This is a genomic window from Micromonospora sp. CPM1 (genome assembly GCF_023896895.1).
Lineage (GTDB): Bacteria > Actinomycetota > Actinomycetes > Mycobacteriales > Micromonosporaceae > Micromonospora > Micromonospora tulbaghiae.
Genome location: NZ_JAMHIU010000013.1, coordinates 80,520 through 95,050 on the forward strand (window position 1 = coordinate 80,520; position 14,531 = coordinate 95,050).

At 70.1% G+C, this 14,531-nt stretch carries 18 protein-coding genes and 1 pseudogene; 10 read left to right on the forward strand and 9 right to left on the reverse strand.

All coding sequences use genetic code 11. From position 1 onward, the window contains the following. Positions 1-69 precede the first annotated feature (69 nt). Positions 70-948 (forward strand): hypothetical protein, encoded by an 879-nt coding sequence (locus M8C11_RS17575; RefSeq protein ID WP_252450714.1) that lies wholly within the window; start codon positions 70-72, stop codon positions 946-948. Positions 949-1,046: 98 nt separating this feature from the next. Here M8C11_RS17575 and M8C11_RS17580 read toward each other — a convergent pair whose 3' ends face one another. After that, the gene (locus M8C11_RS17580) at positions 1,047-1,619 is read right to left on the reverse strand and encodes a DUF3000 domain-containing protein (RefSeq protein ID WP_120571001.1); all 573 of its coding nucleotides are present in this window, start codon (positions 1,617-1,619) and stop codon (positions 1,047-1,049) included. Between the two features lie 166 nt (positions 1,620-1,785). Here M8C11_RS17580 and hemE point away from each other — a divergent pair, with 166 nt between their 5' ends. From hemE to hemQ, 3 genes are read left to right on the forward strand one after another with little or no spacing between them, the layout of a single operon-like run. Continuing rightward, complete coding sequence (hemE, locus tag M8C11_RS17585; RefSeq protein WP_252450730.1) at positions 1,786-2,877, forward strand: uroporphyrinogen decarboxylase; 1,092 nt, start codon at positions 1,786-1,788, stop codon at positions 2,875-2,877. Between the two features lie 9 nt (positions 2,878-2,886). Next, entirely contained in the window at positions 2,887-4,296 is a 1,410-nt protein-coding gene (gene hemG, locus M8C11_RS17590) for a protoporphyrinogen oxidase (protein WP_252450742.1), read from the forward strand. Beyond that, positions 4,293-4,994, forward strand: a complete 702-nt coding sequence (hemQ, locus tag M8C11_RS17595) for a hydrogen peroxide-dependent heme synthase (RefSeq protein WP_120570998.1) — start codon at positions 4,293-4,295, stop codon at positions 4,992-4,994. Before hemG ends, hemQ begins: the two co-directional genes overlap by 4 nt. Before the next feature lie 45 nt (positions 4,995-5,039). Here the strand turns inward: hemQ and M8C11_RS17600 are convergent, their stop codons facing one another. From M8C11_RS17600 to M8C11_RS17615, 4 genes are all read right to left on the reverse strand, one after another. Beyond that, the gene (locus tag M8C11_RS17600) at positions 5,040-6,170 is read right to left on the reverse strand and encodes a lytic polysaccharide monooxygenase (protein ID WP_120570997.1); all 1,131 of its coding nucleotides are present in this window, start codon (positions 6,168-6,170) and stop codon (positions 5,040-5,042) included. A gap of 107 nt (positions 6,171-6,277) precedes the next feature. Further along, positions 6,278-6,721, reverse strand: a complete 444-nt coding sequence (locus M8C11_RS17605; protein ID WP_252450750.1) for a GNAT family N-acetyltransferase — start codon at positions 6,719-6,721, stop codon at positions 6,278-6,280. 55 nt (positions 6,722-6,776) lie between these two features. Continuing rightward, a complete protein-coding gene (locus M8C11_RS17610) occupies positions 6,777-7,454 on the reverse strand; it encodes a hypothetical protein (protein WP_252450753.1) in 678 nt (225 codons plus the stop codon). Between the two features lie 54 nt (positions 7,455-7,508). After that, positions 7,509-7,769, reverse strand: a complete 261-nt coding sequence (locus tag M8C11_RS17615) for a hypothetical protein (RefSeq protein ID WP_013284826.1) — start codon at positions 7,767-7,769, stop codon at positions 7,509-7,511. A 155-nt stretch (positions 7,770-7,924) separates the two neighbouring features. On the opposite strand from M8C11_RS17615, the gene M8C11_RS17620 reads away from it, so the two are divergent. Continuing rightward, positions 7,925-8,200 (forward strand): isoamylase early set domain-containing protein, encoded by a 276-nt coding sequence (locus tag M8C11_RS17620; protein ID WP_120570994.1) that lies wholly within the window; start codon positions 7,925-7,927, stop codon positions 8,198-8,200. Between the two features lie 8 nt (positions 8,201-8,208). Here the strand turns inward: M8C11_RS17620 and msrB are convergent, their stop codons facing one another. After that, the gene (gene msrB, locus M8C11_RS17625; protein ID WP_013284828.1) at positions 8,209-8,619 is read right to left on the reverse strand and encodes a peptide-methionine (R)-S-oxide reductase MsrB; all 411 of its coding nucleotides are present in this window, start codon (positions 8,617-8,619) and stop codon (positions 8,209-8,211) included. 47 nt (positions 8,620-8,666) lie between these two features. Here msrB and ligD point away from each other — a divergent pair, with 47 nt between their 5' ends. Beyond that, on the forward strand, positions 8,667-9,692 hold the full coding sequence (gene ligD / locus M8C11_RS17630; protein WP_252450755.1) for a non-homologous end-joining DNA ligase: 1,026 nt from the start codon (positions 8,667-8,669) through the stop codon (positions 9,690-9,692). A 20-nt stretch (positions 9,693-9,712) separates the two neighbouring features. Here ligD and M8C11_RS17635 read toward each other — a convergent pair whose 3' ends face one another. From M8C11_RS17635 to M8C11_RS17645, 3 genes are read right to left on the reverse strand one after another with little or no spacing between them, the layout of a single operon-like run. After that, on the reverse strand, positions 9,713-9,955 hold the full coding sequence (locus tag M8C11_RS17635; protein ID WP_252450758.1) for a hypothetical protein: 243 nt from the start codon (positions 9,953-9,955) through the stop codon (positions 9,713-9,715). Continuing rightward, a complete protein-coding gene (locus tag M8C11_RS17640; protein WP_252450760.1) occupies positions 9,952-10,227 on the reverse strand; it encodes a DivIVA domain-containing protein in 276 nt (91 codons plus the stop codon). The genes M8C11_RS17635 and M8C11_RS17640 overlap by 4 nt, the downstream gene beginning before the upstream one ends. Continuing rightward, positions 10,224-10,478, reverse strand: coding sequence for a hypothetical protein (locus M8C11_RS17645; protein WP_252450761.1), 255 nt, complete (start codon positions 10,476-10,478; stop codon positions 10,224-10,226). Before M8C11_RS17645 ends, M8C11_RS17640 begins: the two co-directional genes overlap by 4 nt. 202 nt (positions 10,479-10,680) lie before the next feature. Here M8C11_RS17645 and M8C11_RS17650 point away from each other — a divergent pair. The 4 genes and pseudogenes from M8C11_RS17650 (at position 10,681) to M8C11_RS17665 (ending at position 14,471) form a co-directional block, all read left to right on the forward strand. Further along, positions 10,681-11,563: pseudogene (locus M8C11_RS17650) on the forward strand (helix-turn-helix domain-containing protein). 4 nt (positions 11,564-11,567) lie between these two features. After that, positions 11,568-11,750 (forward strand): DUF397 domain-containing protein, encoded by a 183-nt coding sequence (locus M8C11_RS17655; protein ID WP_252451119.1) that lies wholly within the window; start codon positions 11,568-11,570, stop codon positions 11,748-11,750. A 309-nt stretch (positions 11,751-12,059) separates the two neighbouring features. Next, positions 12,060-13,412, forward strand: coding sequence for a DNA cytosine methyltransferase (locus M8C11_RS17660; RefSeq protein ID WP_252450764.1), 1,353 nt, complete (start codon positions 12,060-12,062; stop codon positions 13,410-13,412). 162 nt (positions 13,413-13,574) lie between these two features. After that, positions 13,575-14,471, forward strand: a complete 897-nt coding sequence (locus M8C11_RS17665; protein WP_252450770.1) for a PmeII family type II restriction endonuclease — start codon at positions 13,575-13,577, stop codon at positions 14,469-14,471. Positions 14,472-14,531 lie beyond the last annotated feature (60 nt).

The window sequence follows — 14,531 nt, forward strand, 5'->3', positions numbered from 1 at the left end:
CGGCCGCACCGCATCGACCCCGGCCCATCGGGCCACCCCGCGGGGGACCAGCACATCTGGAGGAACGACATGTCCTACCCACCGGCCGGGGGCGACAACCCGCCCCCGGCGCCGGGGGGCACGGTCTACGGCAACCCGTACGGCAGCCGGCCCGCGCCCCAGCAGTACGACCCGAACCAGCCCGCGCCGACCCTGCACCAGCCCACCGCGTCCGACGGCGCTCCCGGGTACGGCGGATACCAGCCCGCCGCGCCGGGACAGCCGGGATACGCGCCGGGCACCGCCCCGGTGCCCCCGCCGGCGCAGCCGATGTCGGCGCCGCCGGTATCCGTCCCGCCGGGCACCGCCCCGGTGCCCCCGCCGGCGCAGCCGATGTCGGCGCCGCCGGTATCCGTCCCGCCGGTCTCCGCCCCCGGCTACGCGCAGCCGATGTCGGTCCCGCCGGCGTCCGCTCCGCCGGTGTCCGGCCCCGGCTTCGCGCCGCCGCCGATGTCCGGGCCGCCCGGCCCGTACGGCCCGCCGGCCGCCGCGCCGGCGACCGGCGGCGGCCGGAAGTGGGCCGCGCTGGTGCTCGGCCTCGTGGCCGCGTTGCTGTTCGTCTTCGGCGGCGTGATGACGTTCCTGTACGTCTCCACGAACGGCGAGCTGGACAAGTCCCGGCAGACGGTCAGCCAGCGTGACGGCACGATCTCGGCGAACCAGCAGGAGATCGAGAAGCTCAAGGGTGAGCTGAAGACGGTCCAGGAGCGGCTGTCGGACACCCAGCAGGACCTGACCGGCACCAAGAACGACCGGGACGAGCAGGCCCGGCAGAAGAAGGTCATCGCGAGCTGCCTGGACAAGCTGACCACCGCCATCGCGGCGGCGTCGCGCGGCGACCGGGCCGGCTTCGAGGCGGCCAACAAGGGCCTGGACAAGGTCTGCGACGAGGCCGAGAACTACCTCTGACCGCGTCCGCCCGAAGGCCGCCCCGGCTCGCCCGGGGCGGCCTTCGCGCATCGGGCGTCAGCGGCGGAGCCGGCCGGGCGGCGGAGAGGGTACGACGGTCAGGCGGCGCCCGCCGAGCGGCGGGTGGGCAGCGCGGTGACACCGGGCGGCGGCAGGCCGGCCGTGGAGGCCAGCAGCGTGCACCAGCCGAGCAGGTGCGGGCCGAGGTCGGCGCGCAGCGGCGTCCAGGAGGCGCGGATCTCGATGTCACCGGCGGCGGGCGGCCCGGCCAGCTCGCCGAAGCGGGTGGAGAGCGTCTGGGTGACGGTGCCGCCGATCGCCCGGTGCCCGGCGCCCTGCACGTCGAGCGCGTCGGTCAGCCAGGTCCAGCCGACGCCCGGCAGCAGCGGGTCGCTGGCCAGGTCGACCTCCAGCTCGGCGGTGACGTACGTGACCAGCCGCAGCGTGCCCTGCCACGCCTCGTGCCCGGCCGGGTCGTGCAGCAGGATCAGCCGGCCGGTGGCCACCTCGTCGTCGTCGCGCATCACGGCGGCGGACAGCGCGAACGCGTACGGGGCCAGCCGCTGCGGCGCGCCGACCTCCTCCAGGACGATCTCCGGGCGGGGTGTCACCGACCGCAGCCCCGCGACCGCGCGAGCGAACGTTTCCGGGAGCGCGATCGGGGGGGCCATGCGGGCAGCCTATGCGCGCTCACCGCGCGGCGCGCGACGGCGCGCCGGGTGATCGACGGTTAAGGCGACGCGCTGCCGGAGGCGTCGGGCGGGTGCCCTTCCTTCTACGTCACAAATGCGGACGGTGAGCGCGGGCGCGCACCGGGGGCGTGGCACGATTGCCGCGATGACCACCGACACCACGGGCACTGCCGCCCGAGACGGAGAACCCCGCCGCGGCGGGCCGGCCGACTCGCCCTTCGTCCGCGCCTGCCGGCGCGAGCCGGGCCCGCACACCCCGGTCTGGTTCATGCGCCAGGCCGGCCGGTCGCTGCCGGAGTACCGGGAGATCCGGGCCAACGTGCCGATGCTGGAGTCCTGCCGCCGGCCCGAGCTGGTCACCGAGATCACGCTCCAGCCGGTGCGCCGGCACGGCGTGGACGCGGCGATCCTGTTCAGCGACATCGTGGTGCCGGTCGCCGCGGCCGGCGTCGACCTGGACATCGTGCCCGGCACCGGCCCGGTGGTGGCCGAGCCGGTCCGTACCGCCGCCGACGTCGAGCGGATCAGCCCGATCGGCCGCGACGAGGTGTCGTACGTGGACGAGGCGGTCCGCCGGCTCGTCGTCGAGCTGGGCGACACCCCGCTGATCGGGTTCGCCGGCGCCCCGTTCACGCTCGCCAGCTACCTGGTCGAGGGCGGCCCGTCGCGTACGCACGCCAAGACGAAGGCGCTGATGTACGGCGACCCGGACCTGTGGCACGCGCTGTGCGCGCGGCTGGCCGAGGTGACGCTGGCGTTCCTCCAGGTGCAGATCGACGCCGGGGTCTCCGCGGTGCAGCTGTTCGACTCGTGGGCCGGCGCGCTCTCCGAGGCCGACTACCGCCGTTTCGTGCTGCCGCACTCGACGTACGTGCTGGGCGGGCTCGCCGACGCCGGTGTGCCGCGGATCCACTTCGGGGTGGGCACCGGCGAGCTGCTCGGCGCGATGGGCGAGGCCGGGGCCGACGTGGTGGGCGTGGACTGGCGTACGCCGCTGGACGTCGCCACCGGCCGGATCGGGCCGGACAAGGCGGTGCAGGGCAACCTCGACCCGACGGTGCTGCTCGCTCCCTGGCCGGCGGTGGAGACCGAGGTGCGGCGCATCGTCGAGCAGGGCCGGGCCGCTCCCGGCCACGTGTTCAACCTCGGTCACGGCGTCCTGCCGGAGACCGACCCCGAGGTGCTGACCCGGGTGGTCGCGCTGGTGCACGAGCTGACCGCGCGACCGGAGCGCTAGGAGGAGACAGTGGTGCGACCGTGGCGGGTGGCGATCGTCGGTGGCGGGATCACCGGGCTGGCCGCCGCCGTCCGGTTGCGCGACCGGGCTCCCGAGGGCACCGAGATCACCGTGTACGAGCAGTCGGGCCGCCTCGGCGGCAAGCTGTTCACCGGTGAGCTGGCCGGTGGCCCGGTCGAGTTCGGCGCCGAGTCGTTCCTCATGCGCGACCCGGCCGGTGGCGAGTCGGCGGCGGTGACGCTGGCCCGCCGCCTCGGCCTGGACGAGGAGATCGTGCACCCCACGGTCGGGCAGGCGGCCCTGCTGGTCGACGGCACGTTGCGCCCGGTGCCGGGCGGCACGCTCGTCGGCGTACCCGGGGATCTGGACAAGGTGGCGGCGGTGGCGCCGCCGGCCGCGGACGCCGACCGCGACGCGGGCCACCCGCTGCTGGCCGACGGCGAGGACACCTCGGTCGGTGAGCTGGTCCGCAAGCGTCTCGGTGACGCGGTGGTGGAGCGGCTGGTCGACCCGATGCTCGGCGGCGTGTACGCCGGGCGGGCCGACGACCTGTCGCTGGTCACCACGATGCCGGCGCTGGCCCGCGCGGCCCGCGCCGAGCACACGCTGGTCGGTGCGGTACGCGCCGCGCAGGCAGCCGCGCCGCGCGCGCCGGGCGCCCCGGTCTTCGGCACCCTCGCCGGCGGGCTGAGCACGCTGGTCGCGGCGGCGGCGACGGCGAGCGGTGCGACGATCCGCCGGGGCGCCGCGGTACGGGAGCTGCGCCGCACCCCGGACGGCTGGCGGCTCACCGTCGGGCCGACCCGCGACGCCGAGCACGTCGAGGCCGACGCGGTGCTGCTCGCGGTGCCGGCCCGCCCGGCCGCCCGGCTGCTCGCCGCCGCCGCGCCCGAGGCGGCCGACACGGTCGGCGCGCTCGACTACGCCAGCGTCGCCCTGATCACGCTCGCGCTGCCCGGCCCGGCCCTGCCGGAGCTGTCCGGCTTCCTGGTGCCGGCCGGCGAGGGGCTGACGATCAAGGCGTCGACGTTCTTCACCACGAAGTGGGGGCACCTGCGGCGGCCGGACGGGCTGGCGCTGGTGCGCGCCTCGGTCGGCCGGTACGGCGACGAGACGTCGCTTCAGCTCACCGACGACGACCTGGCCGACGCGGTGCACCGGGAGCTGTCGGCTGTGCTCGGCGCGCCGCTGCCGGTCCCGGTGGCCCGGCACGTGCAGCGGTGGGGTGGCGCGTTGCCGCAGTACACGCCCGGGCACACCGCCCGGGTGGCGGCGGTCCGGACGGCGTTGCGCGCCGCCCATCCGACGCTTGCGGTGGCCGGGGCCGGCTACGACGGCGTCGGCATTCCGGTCTGCGTCCGCTCCGGCGAGACGGCGGCCGAAGAGATCATCACGGCACTGGGAGGATCGGCAGCATGACCGAGCAGACCAACGCGGCGCGGCTGCGGGAGCTCAACGAGACCATCCGCTACACCATGTGGTCGGTGTACCGGGCCACCAGCCCGCTGCCGTCGCTGCGGGAGAACGTCGTCGACGAGGTCGAGTCGCTCTTCACCGAGCTGGCCGGCAAGGACGTCACGATCCGGGGCACGTACGACGTGGCTGGGCTGCGCGCCGACGCCGACCTGATGATCTGGTGGCACTCGTCGTCCAGCGACGCGCTCCAGGACGCGTACCTGCGGTTCCGCCGCACCACGCTGGGCCGGGCGCTCACCCCGGTCTGGTCGCAGATGGCGCTGCACCGCCCGGCCGAGTTCAACAAGAGCCACATTCCGGCGTTCCTGGCCGACGAGCAGCCGCGCGCCTACCTGTGCGTCTACCCGTTCGTGCGCTCGTACGAGTGGTACCTGCTGCCCGACGCCGAGCGGCGTGAGCTGCTGTCCGAGCACGGCAAGATGGCCCGGGGCTACCCGGACGTGCGGGCCAACACGGTCGCCTCGTTCGCGCTCGGCGACTACGAGTGGATGCTGGCGTTCGAGGCCGACGAGCTGCACCGGATCGTGGATCTCATGCGCGACCTGCGCGCCTCCGGCGCCCGCCGGCACGTGCGGGAGGAGATCCCGTTCTACACCGGCCGCCGCCGCCCGGTCGCCGACATCGTCAACTGCCTGGTCTGAGGGTGCCCGGCCGGGACCGCGAGCGCGGTCCCGGCCGGAGCCCCGTCAGGCGGTCGTCGTGCAGGACAGGATGCCGGGCACCGGGTTCGTCGCACCGGCCGAGCCGGTGAAGCCGAACGAGGTGCTGGCACCCGGCGCGAGCGAGCCGTTGTAGGCCACGTTGCGTGCCGTCACCAGCGTCCCGCTGGTGGTGACAGTGGCGTTCCACGCCGAGTTGACCTGCTGGCCGTTCTGGTAGTTCCAGCTCACCGACCAGCCGCGGATCGGTGAACCGCTGCCGTTTGTCACCTTCACCTCGGCCTGGAAACCGCCGCCCCACGAACCGGTGATCGCGTACGTCGCGGTGCAGCCACCGGCCGGGTTCGGCGTGGTCGGGGGCGGGCTGGTCGGCGGCGTGCTGGTGGGCGGCGTGCTCGTCGGCGGGGTGCTGGTGGGCGGGGTGCTGGTGGGCGGCGTGCTGGTCGGCGGGGTGGTCGGGCCGGACCCGCCGAAGTCCACGTCGCTGCACAGGTAGTAGGACTGGTCCAGGTGGCTGGCCTGCCAGATGGTGTAGACGATGTGCCGGCCGGTGCGGCCCGGCGCGTTCGCCGGGATCTGGATGGACACGCCGTCCACCTCACGCGTCCACTGGCTGGCCGGGGTGTTGCCGATCTGGCCGACCAGTTCCAGGTCGCTCCAGCGCAGCGGCGAGGTGAGCGCGTTGAAACCCTGCTTGGTCACGTACACCCGGATGTAGTCGGCGCCGTGGCTGGCCTGGTCGAAGAACTTGACCCGGAAGCTGTTGGTGACCGGCACGGTCTTCCAGGCGCCGACGGTGTCGAGCGCGTTGTACCGGCCGCTCTGGGTGCGTCCGCCGCTGCACAGCTGCCCGTCCGGGATGGCGCCCTGGTGGTTGCCGGCCACGCCCTCGCGGAACAGGCCGTTCCAGTTCCACATGGCGTTCGGGTCGGCCTGCCACGCCTGCCAGCACATCGGGTCCTGGGTGGCCATGGCCGGGTTCTGGAAGTCACCGCCCCAGCGCTGCCAGCAGCTGTAGGCGCGCGAGGCCGGGTCGACAACCGACCCGTGCGCCGAGGCCGGGCCGGAGAACGCGGTGGTGAGCAGCGCCGCCACCACCGCGCAGACGGCGAGGATCGCCGCCGCGAGCGGTAAGGGGCGGCGGTACGGAGTGGACATGGGAAAGCCTCCGGGATGGGTGTCGGTGCACGACGCCCGGACTGTCGGGAGTTGCCCTCTCCCGCGTGGCGGCTCCGCCCGCACGGTGCCACAAAAAGCGACAAACGTCAATGAGTCGGGTCGCGGCGCATCGGGGTGTGCGGGATGCCGTCCTCGACGTAGCCGGGGCCGTCGACGGTGAAGCCGAACCCGGCGTAGAAGCCGACCAGGTGCGTCTGCGCGTCGAGCACGCACGGCCGGTCACCCACCACGGCCAGGGCCTCGGTCATCAGCGCACCGGCCAGGCCCGCGCCGCGCGCCGCCGGCGCCACCACGACCCGTCCGATCCGTGCGACGCCGCCGGGGTCGGCCAGGATCCGCAGGTACGCGACCACGGCGCCGTCACCGCTCAGCCACAGGTGGCGGGTGCCGGGCTCGACGTCCCGGCCGTCCAGTTCCGGGTACGGGCAGGACTGCTCGACCACGAACACGTCGATGCGCAGCCGGAGCAGGTCGTGGAAGGTACGGGCGTCCAGGTCGGCGAAGCCGGCCAGGTGGGACTCGACGGGCATCGGCCCAGGGTAGGCGGCGCGTCTCCGGTCACTCGTGCTCCCCCTGGCGCGGTTCTCAGCCCTTCGACGTGCGCAGCCCGGTGGCGGTGGCGGTGACGGCGCGCTCGAACCAGGTGCCGGTGTCGGCCGCCGAGCGGGTCCAGACTGCGACGCACTGGGTCACCCGGCCGTGGTGCAGGCAGCCGTAGCGGTGCGGGAAGCGCGTGCCGTCGGAAACGGTCATGGTCGCCGACACCACCCGGCCCGGCACGCCCAGCCCGGCGGGCAGGTCCGCCGCGGTGTGTCCGGCGGTCACCTGGCCGCCCTCCTCGTCGCGCTCGCACGCCTCCAGCACGCCGAAGACCTGCCGTACCGCGTCCGCGGCCGTCGGCTCGTCCGGGTAGACCACCGTCTCCTGGACGATCTCGACGAACTCGCCGGCCGGGGTTCCCTCCGGCGTGACGAAGACGCGGGTGGACGCGACGAGCCGCCGGTCGAGCAGGGGCAGGGGGCGACCGCAGGCGACACCGTCGGAGTCGAGCCGCTCGCTGGCGTGCTCGGGCTTCTCGGCCAGGCCGGCCAGGCTGCCGGTCGCGGCGTACCGGTCGCGCAGCGCCGCGGCGGTGCCGCCGTCGGTGGGCGAGGGCGCGACGAGCGCCGGATCGGGGGCGGTCGCGGTACCGGGCTCGGTGACGGAACCGCAGCCGGTGAGGGTGGCGACCAGGGTCACCGCGATGATCAACCGTCGGGGCACCGGAGGGATGGTAGACGGAGATCGACGCTGGTGGTGCCCCGGGATCGGCCCGCGTCAGGCGGGGCGGGCGCCGACCGCGTCGCGTACCTCGGCGCCCTGCTCGCCCTCGACGGCGCGGGCGCAGTGGGCGCAGCAGAAGAAGCGGCCGGAGACCTCGACGCCGTGCCCGACGATCTTGATCTGGCAGTGCTCGCAGATCGGCGCCATCTTGTGCACCGCGCACTCGAAGCAGTCGAACGTGTGCCGCGACCCGTCGACGGTGCGCACCTCGAACGCCATCCAGTAGTCGTTGCCGCAAACCTCGCAGGCAGCCATGCGAAACCCCCCGAAAACGGACCTGTCATCCGAGAGTCGCGCAGAGGACACCTTCGAGCAACCGGAACCGGCGAACCTGATCCGGCCCCACGGCGAGTCGCTCCCGGCGTGTCGCGCGTTGACTCCTGTGACCGCCGAAAATCCCCGGAGGATTCGTGATCAAGCGCAACAGGCTCTTCGGCAACCAGACCCGGGTGACGTTCTCGCTGCCCCGGGACACCCCGGCCGGCACGGTCAGCGTGGTCGGCTGCTTCAACGGGTGGGAGCCCGGCCGGCACGAGCTGGTGCCGCGGCGCGACGGCACCCGTACCGTGACGGTCCGGCTCGCGCCGGGGGAGTACCGCTTCCGCTACCTCGCCACCGGCGGGGTGTGGCTGGACGACGAGGCCGCCGACCAGGTGGACGAGGCCGGCGGCCTGCTGCGGCTGTGACGCCGCCGTCAGCCGGCGCTGGGCTCCAGCCGCACCGAGATCGAGTTGACGCAGTGCCGGGTGTCCTTCGGGGTGAAGCCCTCACCCTCGAAGACGTGCCCGAGGTGGCTGTCGCAGCGCGCGCAGCGGATCTCCACGCGCCGCATGCCGAGCGTGTTGTCCGGGATCTCCTTGACCGCGCCCGGGATGGCGTCGTCGAAGCTCGGCCAGCCGCAGTGCGAGTCGAACTTGTCCTGGCTGCGGAACAGTTCCAGCCCGCAGGCCCGGCAGTGGTAGACCCCGGGGGTCTTGGTGTCGACGTACTCACCGGTCCAGGGCGCCTCGGTGCCGGCCTCGCGGAGCACCCGGAACTCCTCGGGGCTCAGCCGGACGCGCCATTCATCCTCGGTACGGGGCAGTTCGTTGTCGGAAAGACTCACCGTTCCACGGTACGTCGGGTGTCGGTGGCATCGCATATGGTCGCGTGATGGCGGGCAGGAGCGCGGTCGAGGAGATCGAGGTAGCCGGGCACACGGTGCGGCTGAGTAGCCCCGATCGGGTGATCTTCCCGCAGCGCGGCTTCACCAAGGCCGACGTCTTCCGCTACTACCTCGCAGTCGGCGACGGGATCATGCGCGCCCTGCGCGACCGGCCCACCACGCTCCAGCGCTTCCCCGACGGCATCGAGGGGGAGATGTTCTTCCAGAAGCGGGTGCCCCAGCGGGGCGTGCCGCCGTGGGTCAGCACCGCGCGGATCGCCTTCCCCAGCGGCCGCCCGGCCGACGAGCTGTGCCCGGCCGACCTGGCGCACGTGGCCTGGGCGGCGCAGATGGGCACAGTGGTGTTCCACCCGTGGCCGGTGCGCGCCGCCGACACCGACCGCCCCGACGAGCTGCGCGTCGACCTCGACCCGCAACCCGGCACCGACTTCGCCGCCGCGGTGACCGCCGCCGGTGAGCTGCGCGGGCTGCTCGACGAGCTGGGCGTGCCCGGCTGGCCGAAGACCTCCGGCGGCCGGGGCGTGCACGTCTACCTGCGCATCCAGCCGCGCTGGACGTTCGTGGAGGTGCGCCGGGCCACCATCGCGCTGGCCCGCGAGCTGGAACGCCGCCGCCCCGAGCTGGTCACCACCGCCTGGTGGAAGGAGGAGCGCGGCGAGCGGGTCTTCGTCGACTTCAACCAGATGGCGCGGGACCGCACCATCGCCTGCGCGTACTCACTGCGCGCCAACGGCCGCGCCACCGTCTCCACCCCGGTCGACTGGGACGAGCTGCCGCAGGTCGACCCGGACGACTTCCACCTCGGTACGGTGCCGGCCCGGTTCGCCGAGCGCGGTGACCCGCACGCCGGCATCGACGACGCACCGTGGGACATCACGCCGCTGCTGGAGTGGGCCGAGCGGGACGCCGCGGACGGGCTGGGCGACATGCCCTACCCGCCGGAATACCCGAAGATGCCCGGCGAGCCGAAGCGGGTCCAGCCGTCCAAGGACCGCGACCGCCCTCGCCCCTGACGCCGCCGCTTGGTGCCGGGTCACGCGCTGCAAGGGCCGTCGTGGTCGTTGCGGTGGCCGCACCGGCCGGCGCCGTCGAGCCGGGCGTCGCAACAGATCCGGGTACGCACGAACTGGCTGTCCTCCTCGCTCAGCGTGGTCTCGCCGAAGTCGATGACAGTGACGTGGCCGAGCGACTCGCGCAGCGTCACCGCGAGGGCGGCTGCCTCGTCGACGCTGGTCAGCGTGGTGGGCAGGTGGATGATCCAGCGCTGGGCGGTCATCGTGGCCACCCGCCCGGCGGTGCGTCCGGGTCACGGAGACGGCAGGCGCGATGCTGGGACTGCCGCTGCCGCTGCCGCTGCCGCAGCGCCTGGCGGACGCGCTCGGCCTCGGTCCGCGTGGTGACCAGATCACGGCTCAGGCGTTCGAGTTCGTCGGCCACCCGGTCGAGGTGGTCGCGTACCTGGGTCGGGTCGAAGCCTCGCCAGCGCCGGTCGAAGTAGGCGGCGCGCACGTGGTGCGGCAGCAGTCGCTCCCCGGTCACGTAGATCACCGCACGGGCGCCGTCTGCTCGGCGACGAGCGTGTGGATCTGCCTGTCGGTGAGCCCGCGCAGGTCGAGCACCCGTTGGCCCCAGCGGTGCAGCCGGCACGGGTGGGGCGCCCGGTCGTTGCGGCAGCGCGGGCCCTCGGGCCACTGCTCGGGCGCGTGCACGGTGATCGCCCGGACCGCGAAGGTGACATCCTCGGCGGTGACGTAGGGCGGAAGCGGAATGTCGCCCAGGATGCGCTCGATCGAGTCCATGACTCTCCTCTGTTGATTGGTGCCCGATGCGGGGACGGATGCCGGGATGAGGTTTCGGGGAAGGGCATCCGTCCCCGCGAACCCGCCGCGTCCCCGGCGGGCACCACAATGGTCAATTCACCTCTGGCCCGAGGCAATCTTTCACGGCAGAATGCAGACCAAGGGATGAGGTGCCTTACGCGACAACACCAAAGGAGATGACGTGGACGACTCGGGAAGCACCGTCCCGCGTAGGCAGCTCGGCAGATATCTGAGGGAACTTTGCGAAGGCCCGCACGTCACGGTGACCGCGGCGGCCAAGGAATTGGAATGGTCAGGCGCCCCGGATCTGGCGTAACGAAACGGGCCAGGTGCCGATGCACCCGAACGACGTGGAAGCCATGTGCCGCGTTTACGGCGCGTCGCGAGAAACCATCGAAACCATGCGTTCTCTGGCCCAGGAAACCAAGGCGCACGGTTGGTGGCACAGCTACGGGGAGGCAATCAAAGACTGGTTCAAGCTCTATGTCGGGCTGGAGGCCGCCGCGACGAAGATTCGTCACTACGAAACGAATCTCGTGCCGGGTCTGCTGCAAACGGTCGAGTACATGACCGAGGTCATCGCCACCGACAGCCCGCAGTTGAGTGAACACGAGCGACTGGCCAAAGCCGAAGTTCGGCTGCGGCGGCAGCGATTGCTGGCGCGAGCGGTGCCCCGGGCTCCCTATCTCGATGTGATCCTCAACGAAGCGGTGCTCCGTCGACCGTTGCGCGAGCGGGCGGCGATAGGTCGGCAACTCGACGCCCTGGTGATTGCGAGCCAGCAGCACAACATCCGGATTCGGGTGCTCCCACTCAGCGTCGGGCTCTACCGCTGGGCCGCAGCAGGAACCATCACGATGCTCGATTTTCCGACCGACGTGCGCGAGCCGGAGCCGAGCACCATCTACATGGACGGCCCTTGCGGTGCCGTCTACCTTGAAAAGGCTCACGAGATCCAGACCTATGAGGATGCCTGGCGCTCGCTCGGTGAGCGGACGCTCGACGCGGACGAGTCCCGTGAGCTGGTGACGACGATCGCGAAGGAGATGACCGATGGGACGTGACGGGGTGTGGCGCAAGCCGTCCAGGTCCGGTGGCGAGGGCAATTGCGTCGAGGTGGCCGCTTTCGTCGATGTGGTCGGCGCACGGGACAGCAAGGATCGGCAGGGATCGGCGCTGAGTTTCGACCCGGCGGCCTGGACCCGGTTCGTCGGCGCGGTTCGCACGGACCGGCTGGGCGACCAGGGCTGAGCCGTCGCTGCGGGTGGTGCCGGCCCGCCGGCACCACCGACAGCAACTGATCAGCCTGACAGGTTGGGTGGAGTACGACGCCCGGCCTTCCCCATTGCTCTGGTGCCCGGGACGTCTTGTTCGGGTAGAACCTGTGGTGCGGTCCGTTCAGCCGCCATCGCAGGCAGCGCGGCCCGGCACGGTAGCCCGTCGCTTGTCAGCTGATGTCGTAGGGTGCTACTAACCTCCGGCTCTGCGGGTGGTGGCAGTCGGTCCACCTGGTCGCTGATACGGTTACGGTCTTGCTGGGAGGAATGTATGACAAACCCGATGACCGCTGCATCCCGCCAAAAGAGGAAGTTCCGGACCGTCTCACTCTTTTCAGGAGCGGGTGGCTTGGACGTCGGAGTGGACCAGGCTGGCCTATTCGATCTACTTGCTTGTGTGGAACTGCAGCCGCGCTTCTGTGAAACTCTCACGTTGAATCGTGATAATGGATTGTTCGGCACCGAGAATACTAAAATCATTCAGGCCGACTTGTCTAAGCTTGATCCATATGAGTTGATGGACGAACTGGGCTTGAAGCCGGGTGAACTGGATTTGCTGGTCGGGGGGCCGCCCTGCCAGTCGTTCTCAACGGCCGGGCGTCGGCGAACCGTGGAAGATCCTCGCGGCACTCTGCTCTGGGACTTCTTGCGATTTGTTGAAGCATTCAAGCCCAAATACTTCCTCATGGAGAACGTGCGAGGGCTCCTTTCGGCCGCCCTGCGTCATCGCCCTATCGCCGACCGTCCGGATAAGGGTGGGCCGCCCCTTACTGCGGAGGAGCGTCAAGGGTCTGTTATCGACCTGTGGGCCGACGATATGGCTAAGGTTGATAACGGGATCTATCGTGTCGACTGCTTTGAAGTGAACGCAGTGAACTATGGAGCGCCGCAGCTCCGAGAGCGCGTGCTGTTCTTCGGTAACCGCCTCAACCAACAGGTCGAGTTTCCGGAGCCCACCCACGGGCCTATCGATCCTGCGACCGGGCAGCCACAGCCTGGCCTGCTACCCCATTGCACCCTGCGGGACGCGCTAGCTACCTTCAAAGATGACGATCCGGTGCTGATGGACTTCAGTCCTCGCAAGAAGCACTATCTTGCGATGATTCCGGCAGGGGGAAATTGGCGAACGCTGCCGACGGAGATCGCCCAGGAAAGCATGGGTAAGGCCTTCTTTGCGAAGGGCGGCCGGTCGGGGTGGTGGCGTCGCCTTTCTTGGGACTTGCCGTGTCCGACGATCGTTACTCTCCCCAACCACGCCAGCACTTCGATGTGCCACCCCGATGAGGTCCGAGCCTTGTCGGTCGGGGAATTTGCGCGAGTGCAAGAGTTCCCGGACGGATGGTCTTTTGCTGGAAGCGCCACGGAGCAGATGGCGCAGGTCGGGAACGCTGTGCCCGTACGCCTCGGCCTTGTGGCTGCCCGTACCATCGCACGCTACCTCGATCGACCCTCTGATTCGCAGGCGGCTGAAGGCGATTGGCCTCGCTTCCGGCGTGTTTATTTGAACTCGCATGTTCGGACCAGGCAATGGTACAAGGCTGGCCAGGTTTTCGTATGGGATGGAATCGGTGGCTCTGCTCATTACGGTAAGCGGACGCCGGGCCAGCAGGAGCCTCTCCCGCTTTTCGATGTTTGAGTTTTCGGCTAGACGAATGAATCTGGCCTGATTCGTCAAGTTAATGGATGGGCTTCGACTATAAATCGAAAGGGCTTCCGGGTGGCAAGAGGGCATTCTTGGATTCCTGCTAAGCTTGAGCGCTCACTCAGTAAGTCTACCCTGCTGCGAGATCTTCTTGAGGTGGATAGAGACCCTGTTGCGCGCCAGCGGGTGCTAGAGCTGGAGACCGCGTTTCGTGCACGGATGGAAACCGGCGTTGGTGCGTTGCCTCTGGCGTCTGCAAAATTTGCGCGGTTTAAGACGAGTCCGTACGTCCTGCTCATGCATTCGATGATGAATGAATACAGTAGCATCAGTCAGATCGAGCATGACATCCTGCCTGCCAAACTGTTTTCTTCGATGGAAACCTCCGCCGGGAAGATGATAGAAGATGTAACCTTGCCGATATATGGCTGGGAAGTTGTCCCCAGTGCAATGCATAGCGCATATTCCGCCTTGGACGGACGGAAGCGGGCGGGTGATGTTCTGACGGTCGCTACGCTGAAGAGCGGTCCGACGTGTCTGAATGACGAGATGGCCGAGAACTTCGCCGATGCCGTCCTTGCTCATGCGCCTCGATGGGCAAAGGACTACCGAACGTCGGTCGTGGAATTCACGTACGGAGTGCTTTATGGCACTCCGAACCAAAGCAACAAGAAGGATTGGCACATTCTCAGGAACCTCTGGGACAAGCGTCAAGGTCAGGATTTCTTGCTCTCTCCCGAGGGGTGCTGGCAAGCGACATTCACTTATGAGGGTATTCAGATCCGAGCAGCCATAAGGATCGGGACCGACTGGTGGACGTATCTAGGCGGCGCTCCGAGTACGAACATGGAGATATGGATAGCTATGATCAGGGCCTGTGTGGCGGTTGGCCCGCCGGATCCGCCGGGCCATCGGTACACTATTCAGGATTTGGCGGATATCGTCTCGCTTGAGTCAGTGCCGTCGAGCTTCAACGTGTCAGTACTGCAACGTGGTCAGTTGCAATGGCTGTTCTTCGTGGCTCGGCACTTCTGCGATAAACTCGTTCCGTAGTAAAGCTAATGCGAGCATCCCGGTGCGCATGCCGACAGCGGGATGCGCACCAGGTTTGTA

Coding starts and splice junctions, on each gene's coding strand:
- ligD (WP_252450755.1), top strand. CDS start 8,667: ATGGCGGGCAGGAGCGCGGTCGAGGAGATCGAGGTAGCCGGGCACACG.
- M8C11_RS17645 (WP_252450761.1), bottom strand. CDS start 10,478: ATGGACTCGATCGAGCGCATCCTGGGCGACATTCCGCTTCCGCCCTAC.
- M8C11_RS17600 (WP_120570997.1), bottom strand. CDS start 6,170: ATGTCCACTCCGTACCGCCGCCCCTTACCGCTCGCGGCGGCGATCCTC.
- M8C11_RS17615 (WP_013284826.1), bottom strand. CDS start 7,769: ATGGCTGCCTGCGAGGTTTGCGGCAACGACTACTGGATGGCGTTCGAG.
- M8C11_RS17575 (WP_252450714.1), top strand. CDS start 70: ATGTCCTACCCACCGGCCGGGGGCGACAACCCGCCCCCGGCGCCGGGG.
- M8C11_RS17580 (WP_120571001.1), bottom strand. CDS start 1,619: ATGGCCCCCCCGATCGCGCTCCCGGAAACGTTCGCTCGCGCGGTCGCG.
- M8C11_RS17635 (WP_252450758.1), bottom strand. CDS start 9,955: ATGACCGCCCAGCGCTGGATCATCCACCTGCCCACCACGCTGACCAGC.
- hemQ (WP_120570998.1), top strand. CDS start 4,293: ATGACCGAGCAGACCAACGCGGCGCGGCTGCGGGAGCTCAACGAGACC.
- M8C11_RS17605 (WP_252450750.1), bottom strand. CDS start 6,721: ATGCCCGTCGAGTCCCACCTGGCCGGCTTCGCCGACCTGGACGCCCGT.
- hemE (WP_252450730.1), top strand. CDS start 1,786: ATGACCACCGACACCACGGGCACTGCCGCCCGAGACGGAGAACCCCGC.
- M8C11_RS17660 (WP_252450764.1), top strand. CDS start 12,060: ATGACCGCTGCATCCCGCCAAAAGAGGAAGTTCCGGACCGTCTCACTC.